The sequence below is a fragment of the Pseudomonas sp. genome (assembly GCF_049590575.1).
Lineage (GTDB): Bacteria > Pseudomonadota > Gammaproteobacteria > Pseudomonadales > Pseudomonadaceae > Aquipseudomonas.
Window position 1 is genome coordinate 1 of record NZ_JBAWDE010000086.1, and the last position, 14,972, is coordinate 14,972.

Below are 14,972 nucleotides of genomic sequence, written 5' to 3' on the forward strand. Positions count from 1 at the left end.
GACCACCAGGTGGCGCACCTGCCCACGCTCAATGCGGTCGCGCAGGTCGTCGCGGTTGAGCAGGGCGGTGGCGGGGATGACCACGGCGCCGAGCTTGAACGCGGCGAGCATGGTTTCCCACAGCGCGACGTCATTGCCGAGCATCAACAGCACCCGTTCGCCGCGCCGCACGCCGAGAGCGCGCAAGTGGTTGGCGACCTGGTTGGAGCGCGCGGCCAGTTGCTGGAAGCTGTAGCGTTGCTCGCTGCCGTCCTCTTCGACGATCCACAGTGCGTCGCCCGCGTTGCCGGCGGCCATGGCATCGAAGTAGTCCAGGGCCCAGTTGAACTCGCTCAGTTGCGGCCAGCGAAAGTCGCGCACGGCCGTGGCGTAGTCGGTGCGGTGGGCGAGCAGAAAATCCCGAGCGGCCAGGAAGGTCTGGGGCATGGTCGGCGTCCTTGATTATTGTTGTAGGGACATTTTTTGTAGTGCAGCTGCTCTCGGTTCAACCCAGATGCTGGACCGAGTATAGGCACGCATAAATCAGAGATGAACGCTCAAAAACACCGGAGCGTTGTGCAAAAAAGTCATGCTCAGTATTTCCAGCTGACCGACGCCGTGAGGTTGCGCGGCGCGCCGTAGTTGGTCGAGCCGGCGGCCTGGTACAGCGACAGCAGGTACTTCTGGTCGGTGACGTTGTTCAGGTTCAGCGAGGTGCTCCAGTGCTTGTCGAAGTCGTAGCTGGCCATCAGGTCGACCAGGGCGTAGGCGCTTTGCTGCACGCGGCTGTTGCTGTCGACCTGGGTCGAGCTTTGCCACTGCACGCGGCTGCCGATCTTGGCCTGGGGCAGGCCGGGCAGGCGGTAGGTCACGCTGCCACGCACACTGTGGGTGGGCACGTACTGGCGGGCCTTTTCGCCATGGTTGTCTTCGATGTGCACATAGGTGTAGCCGCCGGAGAGGGACAGCCCGGGCAGCGCTTCGCCGTTGGCTTCGAGTTCCAGGCCACGGCTTTTGTAGTCCACGCCGCGGTACACGTATTGGCCACCGACGATTTGCCCAGTAGCTTCGGCGACATTCTGCTGCTCGGTCTTGAACAGCGCCGCGCTGACGTCCAGGCGCTCGTCGAGCAGTTGCCCTTTGACCCCGACTTCCAGGCTTTTGCCTTCCAGCGGCTCGATGATGCCGCCGGCGGTGCTGCGCAGGTATTGCGGTTTGAAGATTTCGGTCCAGCTGGTGTAGAGGCTCCATTGCGGGATCAGGTCGTAGACCAGCCCGGTGTAGGGCGTGACCTTGCCGTGCACGCGGGTGTCGTGGCGCGCGCCGTAGCCTGCGCCATCGCCGTCGGCGCTGAGCATGCGCGCGCCGGCGATCCAGTGCAGGTCATCGGTGAGGCTCAAGCGTGCGCCCGAGTACAGGCTCTTCTGGCGGTCGGTGAAGTCCTGGGTGTTGAGGTCGTCGGTGTAGTTCATCGCCGGCTCAACCACGTTGCCGGCGAGCACGTCGGCGAGGTTTTCCACCTGGTTGCCGGACGCGGTGCGGTAGTGGCCGCGTTCGGTGTGGTGCAGGCGACCGTAGCTGGCGCCGAGGGTCAACGCATGCTCGCGCCCCAGCAGGCTGAACGGTCCGGACACCTGCGCTTCGCCCGCCACTTGATGTTCGGTGCTGGTGGTGCGGTTGATGTACGCCGCCACCGTTTCGGCGGTGAGGGGGATGGCGTAGAGCATTTTGGTGTCGGAGTGCTGGCTCGTGCCGGTCACGGTGATCGTGCTGGCCCAGCCGTTTTCGAAGCTGTGGGTCAGTTCGGCGAAGGCGCGCTGGGTCTGGATGTTCCAGTAGGTCCAGGGCTGGCCCACGCTGGAACTGCGGCTGCTGTAATGGATGCGGTTGCCGGCGTAGTCGGCAATCGGCAGGCCGCCCCAGGTGCTGCCGTTGGAATAGCTGTCCTGCTGGGAAAAACCCACGGTCAGGGTGTCGGCGTCGGACAGGTCGAAGGCGAGCAAGCCGGCGGTCACGTTGACTTCGTGGCTGTACTGGTCGAGGTAGGAATTGCCCTTGTCATGGGAGGTGATCAAGCGTCCGCGCACGTTGCCGCTATCGTTCAACGGGCCGGACACGTCGAAGCCCAGGCGGCGGTTGTCCCAGGAGCCGACACTGGCGTCGATTGTTGCCTCGAAGGCCGCGGTCGGGCGTTTGCGCACCAGGTTGACGGTGGCCGAGGGGTCGCCGGCGCCGCTCATCAAGCCGTTGGCACCGTGCAGCACGTCGACCTGTTCGAACTCGGTCATGTCCTGTTCGCCCACCAGCACGCCGCCGGAGAAGGGCAGGCCCATGCCGTCGTACTCGAAGTTTTCGATCTTGAAGCCGCGCGAGGTGAACGCGGTGCGGTCGGTTTCGAACTGCTCGACCGTGACCGACGGCGCGCTGCGCAAGGCTTCTTTCACGCTGTTGAGCTTGAAGTCATCCATTTGCTCGCGGGTGACCACGCTGATCGCCTGCGGGGTTTGTTTGTTGCTGAGGCCCAGGCGGGTGGTGCTGGAGACCGGCTTGCCCTGGTAGCCCACGCTGGAGCTGCCGTCCTGCGTGGCGTAGTCCTGGATGTGGATGGCGGGCAGGGTCATTTCACTGGCCTGTTGCGGCAAGGGCACCAGGTAGACCGTCACGGCGTCGGTGCGCGCAAAGCTGTAGCCGCTGCCCTTGAGCAGTTCGGCCAGGGCCTGTTCAGGCGAGTACACCCCCACCACGGGAGAGCTGCGCAGGCCGCTGTCGAGGTTGCCGTCGAGCAATACGTTTTGCCCGGATTGCTGACTGAATATCAGCAAGGCCTGGCGCAGTTGCTGGGCCGGGATGTTAACGGACACGCTGGTGGTCGCGGCCACCGCCGGCGCCGCGTGAGCCTGCACGGCGCCCATCAGCAGGGTGCAGGCGAGCGCAGCGGCGCGCCATTGCTTGGCGGGTGGATGCCCAGGTGTGGAGTGCTTTGCCATTCGGGTTTTCCCTGTGAGGTATCGCTATCAATCCCTCTAGGACGGATAAACCTTGGCGATACCTGATGGCGATGTGAGTTATTTGCAATCAGGCGGGCTGGATCAGGGTCACCAGGTCGGTGTAACGGGTCATGCGTACCGCCAACGCCTTGGACAACACGTCGAGCATCTGGTCGGGGCGATTGAGGTTGAGGATCAGGCTGACGCGCCGCGCCGCCAGTTGCTCGTCCGGGATAAAGATCTTGCCTTCACGCCAGCGCTGCAGTTGGTTGACCACGCTGATCAGTGGCGTATCGAAGAACACCAGGCGTCCGCTGCGCCAGGCCAGCACCTGCTCCAGCTCGGCGCGCTGGATCGCCCCGGTGTGCGTGGTGCTGAACTGCAGCGACAGGCCTTCGCCCACGTCGGTCTGCTGGCTTGGGGTGATCACGCGCACCGTCTGCCGGCTGACGCTCAACTGCGCGGCAGGGCCCTCGCACGCCAGGCAGAATTCGCCTTCGCCGGCGAGCACTCGGCCCGCCTGTGTTTGCACTGCAAAGTCGCTGGCGGGGTTGCGCGCCACCTGGAAAAACGCCTCGCCCTGCAGCAATTCCACGGCGCGCCGGGTGGCGGAAAAATCCAGGTTGAGCGCGCTGTTACCGGCCAGCTCAACCGTGGAGCCATCGGGTAACTGCACGGTGCGCCGTTCGCCCACGGCGGTGCGCACATCGGCAAACGGTGAACTCACGCCCTTGAGCCACAACGTGGTCGCGCTGGTGGCAACCACCGCGACACTGGCGGCCAGCCCCAGGCCGACAAAGCGCCGGCGTGACAATTGCGGCGCTTGAACCACCGCCGGTTTGCGCGGAGCGAGCAATGCCGTGGCCGCCCACAGTTGCTCCAGGTGTGCATAGGCTTGGGCATTGCGCGGGTCGGCGGCGAGCCAATCGGCCAGCTCATCGCGCTCGGCCTGGGTCGGCGCGCCGCCCTGGATCAAGGCAAACCACTCACTGGCCCGATGGCTGGCGTCATCGGGGCGAGGGGCGGGCGGGACGAGGCGCGGCGGTTCAACACTCATGGGTTTTCAATTCAACGAGGCACGGGCAGGCGGCCGAGTATAAGTGAAGGCGCTCACTCGGGCATGCCCAGCTTCAACAAGTCCAGGGCCCGCACCATGCGGCTGTAGGCGGTTTTCGGCGAGATGCCGAGGCGCTCGCCGATTTCCACGTAGGTCAGGCCTTCGATGCGCACCAGCAGGAACACCTCGCGGCAGGCGTCGGGCAGGTTCTGGATCAGCGTGTTGAGTGCCGCCAATTGCTGATGCGCGATGGCCGCCTGCTCCAGCGTCGGGCTTGGTTGCTCAAGGCTGTCGGGTGTTTGCTGGTCCAGCGGCTCGCCTTTGCGATGCTCCTGGCGCCGGGTGTGGTCGATGAACAGGTTGCGCGCGGCGGAGAACAAGTAGGCGCGGAAATTTTCGATACGCGTGCGGCCCATCTGCTCCGACAAGCGAATGAACGCGTCCTGCGTGAGGTCGGCTGCGGTTTCCTTGCAGCGCAAGCGACGGTCCAGGTAAGCCTGGATTTCTCCGCGGTGGGCGAGATACAACGCCTTCAGATCTGAGCCGGACATAACGCTACCTGACAGCCATGGGAGCAAGCGCGGCGGAATATAACAAACGAGAATGATTGTTAATAGCGGATTGTGGCGGCGTGAAGGTCTTTACTCACCGCGCCGCTGTTCGCTCAGGCTCAGGGGGGGCCGACGGCCAAGCCGCTTGCCGCCCTCGGGGGAGGTTCAGCCCTTGAACCGGAACCCACCCGACAACTTGTCCTTTAAAAAGCCCACCAACGCACTCACCGACTTCGGCACATGCGGCGAATACGGGCGGATCAGATAAATCTCATCGGCGAACGCGCCCTTGAGCGTCCAGCCCTTGAGCACTTGCACCAAGGTGCCGCTGGCCAGCGCAGCGTGCGCGCTGAAGTCCGGGAGCAGGGCGATGCCCAAATGGTTGAGGGCCGAGTCGCGTAACGCTTCGCTGTTATTGGTGGCGAAACTGCCGGCGATGGGCACGGTGAGGCGTTCGAGGTGTTTGCTGCCACGCTCGAAGGTCCACGCGGGTTGGTCGGTACCGCGCGGGTAAAACAGGCAATTGTGGGCGGACAGGTCGCCGGGCTCGCGCGGTTCGCCGCAGCGTTGCAGGTAGTCCTGGGTGGCGACCAGCACCGAGCCGGTGTCGCACAGCTTCCACGCCACGTGGGTTTCCGGGACCTGGAAACCATGGCGCACCGCCAGGTCATAACCCTCTGCGGCCAGCGAACTCAAGGCGTCGGACACATCCAACTGAATACGCACTTGCGGGTATAGCTGCAGGAATTCCGACAGGTGCGGCACCAACTGTTGCCGGGCGAACGCCACCGGCGCGGTCAGGCGCACCAGGCCGCGGATCTCCCCGGCCGAGTCGCGCACCGCCGAGAAGCTGCGCGCGATGTGTTCGTAGGCGCTGCGCACTTCGCGGGTCAGCGACAACCCGGCGTCGGTCAGCCGCACACTGCGTGTGGTGCGCGTCACCAGGCGCGTGCCGGTGGCTTTCTCCAGGTCGGAAATACGCTGGCTGACCGCCGATTTACTCACGCCCAGGCGCGCGGCGGCGGCGGTGTAGGTGCCGTGTTCTTCCAGTACGGACAACCAATGGATATGGGTCCACAGGCCTTCGATCTCGGATTTTTCCATGTGCTTATTGTTCGCCTATAAGGACAATCAGTTCTGGATTCTGCTCTGGTCTGGAACAAAGCGAAAGCCTAAGGTGTGGCCATCGCAACCCACCTGGATCGACTGCCATGACGACAACAATCGAGCACTACATCAACGACCAGCGCGTGAGCCGCGATGATCGCTATCAGGACGTCTACAATCCGGCCACCGGCGAAGTGACCGGGCGCGTTGCGCTGGCCAGCCGCCAGACTGTGTCCGAAGCCGTCGCCGCGGCCCAGGCCGCCTTCGCCGGCTGGGCCGACACGCCGCCCATCCGCCGTGCCCGCGTGCTGTTCGAATACCTGCACCTGCTGCGTGAACGCAAAGACGACCTGGCGCGCATCATCGTCGCCGAACATGGCAAAGTTTTCACCGATGCCCAGGGCGAAGTCGACCGTGGCATCGACATCCTGGAATTCGCCTGCGGCATTCCCAACCTGCTCAAGGGCGAGCATTCCGACCAGGTTTCCCGAGGCATGGACAACTGGACGCTGCGCCAGCCGCTGGGCGTGGTGGCCGGCGTCACGCCGTTCAACTTCCCGGTGATGGTGCCCATGTGGATGTACCCGATCGCCATCGCGGCGGGCAACACTTTCATCCTCAAGCCAAGCCCGACCGACCCGAGCGCCTCGTTGTTCATGGCCGAGCTGCTGCGTGAAGCCGGCCTGCCCAAAGGTGTGTTCAACGTGGTGCAGGGCGATAAAGAGTCGGTGGATGCGTTGCTCGCACACCCCGACGTCAAAGCGGTGAGCTTCGTCGGCTCCACGCCGATTGCGCAGTACATCTACGAAACCGGCGCGCGCAACGGCAAGCGCGTGCAAGGCCTGGGCGGCGCGAAAAACCACATGGTGGTGATGCCCGACGCGGACATCGAAAAAACCGTGGATGCCTTGATGGGCGCAGCCTACGGCAGTGCCGGCGAGCGTTGCATGGCCATCTCCGTGGCCGTACTGGTGGGCGATGTCGGTGATAAAGTCATCGCCGCCCTGACCGAGCGTGCCAAGCAACTGCGCATCACCGATGGCCGCGACCTCAAGGCCGAAATGGGCCCGATCGTGTCGCGTGCCGCGCTGGAACGCATCAGCGGCTACATCGAACAAGGCGTGCAAGCCGGCGCGCACCTGCTGCTCGACGGCCGCGACTATGTGCCGACCGAAGCGGGCCTGGAAAACGGCTTCTGGCTCGGCGCTACGCTGTTCGACCATGTGACCAAAGAGATGAGCATTTACCGCGAAGAAATCTTCGGCCCGGTGCTGGCCTGTGTGCGAGTGAATGACTTCGGCGAGGCGATCAAGCTGGTCAACGAGCACGAGTTCGGCAACGGCGTCAGCTGCTTTACCCGCGACGGCAACATCGCCCGCGAATTTGCGCGGCGCATCGAAGTGGGCATGGTCGGCATTAACGTGCCGATCCCGGTGCCGATGGCCTGGCATGGTTTTGGCGGTTGGAAGAAGAGCCTGTTTGGCGACATGCACGCCTACGGCACCGAGGGCGTGCGCTTCTACACCAAGCAGAAATCGATCATGCAAAGGTGGTCGGAAAGCATCGAGCAAGGCGCGGAGTTTGCGATGCCGGTGTCGAAGTAACTCTGGGCTGTAAGTGATCCAATGTGGGAGCGGGGTTGCCCGCTCCCACATTTTTTATTGCGTGCAGGCAGTGGTTTTTGCAGGGGGCTTGCCCCCGATAGCGCAGTGTCAGTCAGCCTGTTTGACACTGGTACACCGCCATCGCAGGCAAGCCGGCTCCTACAGATTGTTTCTCCTCGAATGTTGACGGCTTAGCAAATCTCGAATACTGTACATAAACACAGTGTTTAAGTGCTGATCAACCTATCCCAGGCATCTCCAGCCACGCCAAACACCGTGTGTAAGTTAACGGATTAACTTAATTGCACAGGCTCGCGCTATCGGGCCGTTTTAGATTGAAGAGAGGGAACTCATGTCGTATCCAGAAAGCAAACTCACCGGCTTGACCGGTTTCGCCCTTGCGGGAAAAGTCACCGGCGGCTGGTCGGGCCCGGTGGTCAGTATCACCACGCTCGATCAACTCAAGGCCAACCTCGGCGACACCACCCCGCGGGTGCTGGTGATCAACAGCAATATCTCGGCCTCGGCGTTGACCAAAGTGAACATGGGCGCCAACAAGACCCTGATCGGCTCCTTCCAGAACCGTACCCTGGAGAATATTCACCTGCGTGCCACGGCGCAGTCGCAGAACATTATTCTGCAGAACATTATCTTCAAGCACTCGGCAAGTATTAAGGCCAATGACGATATTCAGGTGTACCTGAACTACGGCAGCAAATACTGGATCGACCATTGCTCCTTTGTCGGCCACACCTGGTCTACGACGGACGGCAGTGAAGACAAACTGGTGTATATCGGTGAAAAGGCCGACTACGCCACCATCAGCAACTGCTTCTTCGGCAATCACAAGTACGGCCTGATCTTCGGCCACCCGGCCGATGACAACAAAGCCGAGTTCAATGGTTACCCGCGCCTCACGCTGTGCCATAACCGCTTCGATAACATGGAAGTGCGCGCCCCTGGGTTGATGCGTTACGGTTATTTCCACGTGTACAACAACTACGTGAATAACTTCCACCTGGGGTTTACCCTGGCGCAGAACGCCAACATTCTTTCTGAAAGTAATTACTTTGGCGAGGGCAGCCAGAATAACGGCATGTTGGACGATAAAGGCACCGGTACGTTTACCGATACCAACAGCGTGCCCGCGATCACCAATCAGAAGTCCCCCAAGGCCCAGTGGACAGCGCGCTCCAACTACAACTACACCCTGAAAACTGCTGCTCAGGCCAAGGACTTCACGCAAAAGAACGCGGGGGCTCAGGCTGTAGCGCTGGTGTTTGGTAGTTGATTAGCTAGCTTTCTATTGACCTGTCATTTATGAAGAGTGCCACTGTATTTATATCAAGGATATAAATACAGTGGTGGCACTTGTGACTTAAATAATTCTTCATGTTGTGATCAATAGGCTTCCATGTTAAACCTTGTTTCGCACTTATAGAGCCAACTACGGCTCGCTCTTTTCAGTCGCAACCAAGTTGCCGGCTGTCAGTGTTATTTAATCTCCGCTTGTCACTAAAGCGTCAGTAAAAGGACATCATCATGAAACCTGCGAATCACACACCCACTCGCTGGACCCGGGCCGATGCGCTGAAAGTTAATGAAAATGACCCGACGACGACACAGCCGTTAGTGAGTCCTGACTTTCCTGTCATGAGTGACACCGTATTTATTTGGGACACCATGCCATTGCGTGAACTGGATGGCACGGTGGTATCGGTCGATGGTTGGTCGGTTATCTTCACGTTGACGGCAGACCGTCGCCCGCATGACCCACAATTCATCAATGCCGATGGCCGTTACGACATCAAGCGTGATTGGGAAGACCGCCACGGCCACGCGCGCATTTGCTACTGGTACTCGCGCACCGGCAAGGACTGGATCTTCGGTGGTCGCGTGATGGCCGAAGGGGTTTCGCCGACCACCCGTGAATGGGCAGGTACGCCGATCCTGGTCAACAACAACGGCGATATCGACCTGTATTACACCTGCGTAACGCCGGGCGCCACGATTGCCAAAGTCAGGGGCCGGGTGGTTACGTCGGACAGAGGCGTGACGCTTGAGGGCTTCACTGAGGTCAAGTCGCTGTTCGAGGCTGATGGCACGTATTATCAGACCGAGGCGCAGAACTCGACGTGGAACTTTCGCGACCCCAGCCCGTTTATCGACCCGAAAGACGGCAAGTTGTACATGGTGTTTGAAGGTAATGTCGCGGGCGAACGTGGCACTCACGAGGTCGGCCCGGATGAACTTGGCTTGGTCCCGCCCGGCCATGAAGACGTCGGCGGTGCGCGCTACCAGGTCGGTTGCATCGGCATTGCGGTGGCCAAGGACCTCAGCGGTGACGAATGGGAAATCCTGCCGCCACTGGTGACGGCGGTCGGCGTGAACGATCAAACCGAGCGCCCGCATTATGTGTTTCAGAACAACACGTATTACCTGTTCACCATCAGTCACAAGTTCACTTACGCCGACGGCGTGACGGGGCCGGATGGCGTCTACGGGTTTGTGAGCGAGCATCTGTTTGGTCCCTACACGCCGATGAACGGCTCGGGGCTGGTGCTGGGTAACCCTCCGTCGCAGCCGTTCCAGACCTATTCCCACTGCGTGATGCCCAATGGCCTGGTGACCTCGTTTATCGACAGCGTGCCCACCACCGGCGATGACTACCGTATCGGCGGCACCGAGGCGCCGACCGTGAGGATTGTGTTGAAGGGGGACCGTTCGTTTGTGCAGGAGGCCTACGACTACGGTTACATCCCGGCAATGCGTGATGTTGTGCTGAGCCAATAAACCCACCCCAAAAAAGCTGTTGAGAGGCTAATGCCGGGCAACCGGTGACCCAAGGCGAGGGAGCAAGCTCCCTCGCCTTGGGTCATTGGCAGCCTAGTTTTTCAATATCATCAGCCTTTTCGGCTTTTGCCGCTGCCATACAGTCCTTGGTTTTTCTTTTTTGAATTTCAAGCGCGAGTTCCGATTGCAGGGCCGCCACCTGCTTATCGTCGTTACTTTTGAAACTGTCAAAGACCTTGCCCACGGCTTCAAAGTAAGCGCCTATGATGGTGGCGGGCAATGAAAATAGAGAGACGAGCTCACTGTCTGACTTTTGCGCGAATTTAGTCGGGACGCCATCTTCGAAGGTAAAATCTGCCTTGCTGCTGGAAAACAGCGTTTTCGAGATGGGCAGGAAATACACCGGCGATTCGGAAGGGGATGTGACTATTTTTGCAGCGTTCAGCCCGTCTGGGTAGGTGGCGGAAATCAGGTAGGCAATTTCTTGTTTGTAGAAAATGCCGGAGTTCCCGCTTTTATTGTCTGCCACTCTTTTGGTGCTTAGGTCTTCGGTAGTTTTGTCTTTGGTTATTTTATCGTAGCGCTGCACTGTGAGCATGACTCCGCAAGGGGGCTTATCCGGCTCAATCACCACAGGGAATTTGTACACGAAAACGTGGGAGCCCTTGGTACACATTGGCGTCGAAACCTTGTTTAACCACTCAGTTGCGGTTCCTGCCAAAGAGCCCAAGCCTTTGAAGATTTCCGACACTTGGGATGTGGTTTCGGACGTGGCACTTTTCAAAAGCCCCGCCGAGGTGGTGCCGATATTGATGTCATTGTCGGCCAATAACGCCTTTTGAAAGCTCAGCGAGTATTTCTTGGAACGGTCGGCGTAGGCGGTACTGGTGCCGATCGTGACGGAATTCAACTGGTTTTCAGCGCCTACATCAACGGTGACAATCAGATCTTTCATCGGCATGTAGTAAATCAAGCCGTCCAGGTTGTCCTGGTCGGGGTTGGGCACGGACTTTACGCCTGAACACGCCGAAATCAGTGCAACTGAACCCGCAAGAATAAAGAGTTTTTTCATCGCTGCTTCCTCTTGGTCACATAGGTGATGTCGAGGAATGCAAGGCGTGTCATGTGCCTCTCTGGACTTACTGAACGCTAGTTGCAGTTATCTGAACTGTCCAGCCATTTGGGTTGAGTAGAACGGCACTCACCGCCGCCCCGTCCGTGTGCTCACGTCCACCCACACCGCCAGCACCAGAATGCTGCCCTTTACGATCATCTGCCAGTAGCTGTCCACGTCGAGCATCGACATGCCGTTATCCAGGCTGGTAATCACCAACGCCCCGAGCAGCGCGCCGTACACGGTGCCCGAGCCGCCGCGCATGGAGGTGCCGCCGATAAAACACGCGGCGATGGCGTCGAGTTCGCCCATGTTGCCCGCCGAGGGTGAACCCGCCGCGAGGCGTGCGGTGTTGACCAGGCCGGCGAGGGCGCACATCACGCCCATGATGCCGAAGATCCACAGTTTGACCGCCTGCACGTTGATGCCCGACAGCCGCGTGGCTTCCATGTTGCTGCCCACCGCATACACGCGGCGGCCGAACACGGTCTGGCTGGTGACGTAGCTGAACACGCCGAGCAGCACCAGCAACAGCAGCACCGGGACGGGGATGCCGTCGTAGCTGTTGAGGGTGGTGACGAAACCAGCGAGTACCGCGCCGATCAGCGCCACGCGCAGCACATCGCGTACCCTGGAATGCGCGGCCAGGCCATGCAGGGCGCGGTTGCGCCGTTGTTTCCAGGTGAGGAACAGGGTCAGGGCAAACAGCAGAACCCCCAGGCCGATGCCCACGCTGTGCGGCAAATACCCCTGGCCCACGTACACCAGCGACGGCGACACCGGCGCGATGGTGGTGCCGCCGGTAATCCCCAGCAGAATCCCGCGAAACGCCAGCATGCCGCCCAACCCGACGATGAATGACGGGATGCGCAGGTAGGCGGTCATGTAGCCGTTGGCCAGGCCGATCATCAGGCCGCACAGCGCCACCAGGCTCACGTTGGCCAGCAACGGAATGTGATAAACCACATCCAGAATCGCCGCCAGGCCGCCCAACAACCCGAGCAATGAACCCACCGACAAATCGATCTCGCCGCTGATGATCACCAGCACCATGCCGCACGCCAGGATCCCGGTGATCGACATCTGCCGCAGCAGGTTCGACAGGTTGCGCGGGGTGACAAAACCGCCCTCGGTCTGCCAGCTGAAAAACAGCCAGATAAACGCCACGGCGATTACCAGGGCGAGCATTTTGTAGCGGGTAAACAGCTGTTTGACCTGATTCATCTACGCGGTCTTCCGATCATTATTATTTTGGCTGAGCGCGGCGGCGAGCACCTGTTCCTGGGTGAGCCCCTCGTTGATGAAGTCACCGCGCAGCTGGCCGTCGCCGATCACCAGCACGCGGTTGGACACCCCCAGCACCTCGGCCAGCTCCGAGGAAACCATGATGATCGCCACGCCTTCGGCGGCCAGCGCGCCCATCAGTTTGTAGATCTCATACTTGGCGCCCACGTCCACCCCGCGCGTGGGCTCGTCGAGGATCAGCACCTTGGGCTTGGCCATGAGCATTTTCGCCAGCACGGCTTTCTGCTGATTGCCGCCGGACAGGCTGGTGATCGGCAGGAACGGGCTGGCGGTTTTGAGGTGCATGCGCGCGATTTGCTGGTCGATGCTGCCCAGCTCGGCTTCGGCGTCGATGCGGGTCAGGTGCGCATAGCTGTCGAGCACCGCCAGGGTGATGTTCTGGCCCACCCCCAGGTCGGGAATGATGCCCTGGCGCTTGCGGTCCTCGGGCACCATGCACAGCCCGGCGCGGATCGATTTGAGCGGCGTGCGCGTGTCGGTCAGCTGGCCGTCCAGCCACACTTCGCAGCTGTAGCGGCCGGGGTAGGCGCCGAACAACGCCGACACCAGTTCGGTGCGCCCGGCGCCCACCAGCCCGGCGATGCCGAGGATTTCGCCGCGCTTGAGCACAAAGGAAATATCGTCGACGCGTTTGCGCTTGGGGTTGTCGACGTCGTAGCAGGTGACGTTGCGCGCCTCGAAAATCACCTCGCCCACGGCATGCGGCTCGGAGGGGTAGAGGTTGCTCATTTCGCGGCCGACCATCTGCGTGATGATCTGCGGGATGTCCATGTCGGCCATGGCGGTGGTCGCGATGTGCTTGCCGTCGCGGATCACCGCAATGGTGTCGCACACCGCCGCGACTTCATCGAGTTTGTGCGAGATGTACACGCAGGCCACGCCCTTGGCCTTGAGGCCACGGATGATGTCCAGCAGCACCTCGATTTCCGAGCGGGTCAGGGCCGAGGAGGGCTCGTCGAGAATCAGCAGGCGCGCCTGTTTGTTCAGGGCTTTGGCGATTTCCACCAGTTGCTGGTAGCCGCCGCCGTACTGCGAGACCGGCAGCGCCACGTTCATGTCCGGCACCTTGAGTTCACGCATCAAGGCTTCGGCGCGGTGCAGCATCGCCGGGTAGTTCATGCGCCCGCCGGGCAGGGTCAGTTCGTGGCCCATGAAGATGTTTTCAGCCACCGACAGGTCGGGCACCAGGGTCAGTTCCTGGTGGATGATGACGATGCCGGCGGCCTCGGTTTCGCTGATCGACTGGGCCCTGAGCGGTTGTCCGTCCCAGAGGATTTCGCCGTCCCAGGTGCCATGGGGGTAGACCGCCGAGAGCACCTTCATCAAGGTCGATTTACCGGCACCGTTCTCGCCGCACAGGCCCACGCATTCACCGGGCCGCACCTTGATATCGATGCCGTTCAGGGCGTTGACACCGCCAAAACGTTTGACGATGCCGTTCATTTGCAACAGGTAGTCGGCCATGGCGGTCACTGCCCGGCAATCTGCTCTTTGGTGTAGAACCCGTCCTTCTCCAGCAGGTCGATATTGGCCTTGGTCAGCGGGGTCGGGGTGAGCAGGATGGTGTCGACCTTTTTGCTGCCGTTGTCGTATTGCGAGCTGTAGGTGGGTTTCTCGTTGCGCGCCAGTTGCACCGAGAGCTTGGCGGCTTCGGTGGCGATCAGCTTGAGCGGCTTGTAGACGGTCATGGTCTGGGTGCCGTCGATCACGCGTTTGACGGCGGCGAGGTCGGCGTCCTGGCCGGAGATCGGCACTTTGCCCGCGAGTTTCTGCGCGGCCAGGGCCTGGATCGCGCCGCCGGCGGTGGCGTCGTTGGAGGCGACAATGGCGTCGATCTTGTTGTTGTTTCGGGTCAGGGCGTTTTCGACGATGCTCAGGGCTTCAGTCGGGTTCCATTCCTTGACCCATTGCTGGCCGACAATCTTGATGTCGCCCTTGTCGATTGACGGTTGCAGCACTTTCATCTGGCCTTCGCGCAGGACCTTTGCGTTGTTGTCGGTGGGCGCGCCGCCGAGCAGGAAGTAGTTGCCCTTGGGCGCCGCTTGCAGCACGCCGTTGGCCTGCATTTCGCCGACTTTTTCGTTATCGAAGGAGATGTAGGCGTCGATGTCGGCGTTGAGGATCAGCCGGTCATAGGAGACAACTTTGATCCCGGCTTTCTTGGCTTCGGCCACCGCGTTGGTCAGCACGGTGGCGTTGAACGGCACGATCACGATGACGTCGACGCCGCGCGAGATCAGGTTTTCGATCTGGGATATCTGCTTTTGCTCGTTGGCATCGGCCGATTGCACAAAGACCTTGGCGTCGAGTTTTTCCGCGGCGGCGACGAAGTAATCGCGGTCGCGGGACCAGCGTTCCAGGCGCAGGTCGTCGATGGAAAAACCGATTTTGGGGTGGGCAGAATCGGCCATCACCGGCAGGGCCAGCAGGGCCAGGGCAGAGGCGAGCAGGGTGCGTTTGAATGGCTTCATGGTG

General features: G+C 61.0%; 12 protein-coding genes. 3 read left to right on the forward strand and 9 right to left on the reverse strand.

Annotation, left to right across the window (positions count from 1 at the left end):
• The 5 genes from WBR57_RS06510 to WBR57_RS06530 form a co-directional block, all read right to left on the reverse strand.
• Positions 1–426: AMP-binding protein (locus tag WBR57_RS06510; protein ID WP_424083127.1), on the reverse strand; the 426-nt coding region annotated here is incomplete at its 3' end.
• 146 nt (positions 427–572) lie between these two features.
• Positions 573–2,966, reverse strand: a complete 2,394-nt coding sequence (locus WBR57_RS06515; RefSeq protein ID WP_424083128.1) for a TonB-dependent siderophore receptor — start codon at positions 2,964–2,966, stop codon at positions 573–575.
• A gap of 88 nt (positions 2,967–3,054) precedes the next feature.
• Positions 3,055–4,023, reverse strand: coding sequence for a FecR family protein (locus WBR57_RS06520; protein WP_424083129.1), 969 nt, complete (start codon positions 4,021–4,023; stop codon positions 3,055–3,057).
• 53 nt (positions 4,024–4,076) lie between these two features.
• The gene (locus WBR57_RS06525) at positions 4,077–4,574 is read right to left on the reverse strand and encodes an RNA polymerase sigma factor (protein WP_424083130.1); all 498 of its coding nucleotides are present in this window, start codon (positions 4,572–4,574) and stop codon (positions 4,077–4,079) included.
• Between the two features lie 165 nt (positions 4,575–4,739).
• The gene (locus tag WBR57_RS06530) at positions 4,740–5,678 is read right to left on the reverse strand and encodes a LysR family transcriptional regulator (protein ID WP_424083131.1); all 939 of its coding nucleotides are present in this window, start codon (positions 5,676–5,678) and stop codon (positions 4,740–4,742) included.
• Between the two features lie 107 nt (positions 5,679–5,785).
• Here WBR57_RS06530 and WBR57_RS06535 point away from each other — a divergent pair, with 107 nt between their 5' ends.
• The 3 genes from WBR57_RS06535 to WBR57_RS06545 all read left to right on the forward strand — a co-directional run bounded on the left by WBR57_RS06535 (position 5,786) and on the right by WBR57_RS06545 (position 10,078).
• A complete protein-coding gene (locus tag WBR57_RS06535) occupies positions 5,786–7,285 on the forward strand; it encodes a CoA-acylating methylmalonate-semialdehyde dehydrogenase (RefSeq protein ID WP_424083132.1) in 1,500 nt (499 codons plus the stop codon).
• Between the two features lie 352 nt (positions 7,286–7,637).
• Positions 7,638–8,576: a pectate lyase gene (locus tag WBR57_RS06540; protein WP_424083133.1), complete on the forward strand. Its 939-nt coding sequence runs from the start codon at positions 7,638–7,640 to the stop codon at positions 8,574–8,576.
• A 251-nt stretch (positions 8,577–8,827) separates the two neighbouring features.
• Complete coding sequence (locus WBR57_RS06545; protein WP_424083134.1) at positions 8,828–10,078, forward strand: glycoside hydrolase family 68 protein; 1,251 nt, start codon at positions 8,828–8,830, stop codon at positions 10,076–10,078.
• Between the two features lie 82 nt (positions 10,079–10,160).
• On the opposite strand, the gene WBR57_RS06550 is transcribed toward WBR57_RS06545, so the two are convergent.
• From WBR57_RS06550 to xylF, 4 genes are all read right to left on the reverse strand, one after another.
• Positions 10,161–11,150: a hypothetical protein gene (locus WBR57_RS06550; RefSeq protein ID WP_424083135.1), complete on the reverse strand. Its 990-nt coding sequence runs from the start codon at positions 11,148–11,150 to the stop codon at positions 10,161–10,163.
• A gap of 129 nt (positions 11,151–11,279) precedes the next feature.
• Positions 11,280–12,416, reverse strand: coding sequence for a sugar ABC transporter permease (locus WBR57_RS06555; RefSeq protein ID WP_424083136.1), 1,137 nt, complete (start codon positions 12,414–12,416; stop codon positions 11,280–11,282).
• Complete coding sequence (gene xylG / locus WBR57_RS06560; RefSeq protein WP_424083137.1) at positions 12,417–13,961, reverse strand: D-xylose ABC transporter ATP-binding protein; 1,545 nt, start codon at positions 13,959–13,961, stop codon at positions 12,417–12,419.
• 5 nt (positions 13,962–13,966) lie between these two features.
• Positions 13,967–14,968 carry a D-xylose ABC transporter substrate-binding protein gene (gene xylF, locus WBR57_RS06565; protein WP_424083138.1) on the reverse strand — a complete coding sequence of 334 codons (1,002 nt, stop codon included), beginning with the start codon at positions 14,966–14,968 and terminating at the stop codon, positions 13,967–13,969.
• Between the last annotated feature and the right edge of the window lie 4 nt (positions 14,969–14,972).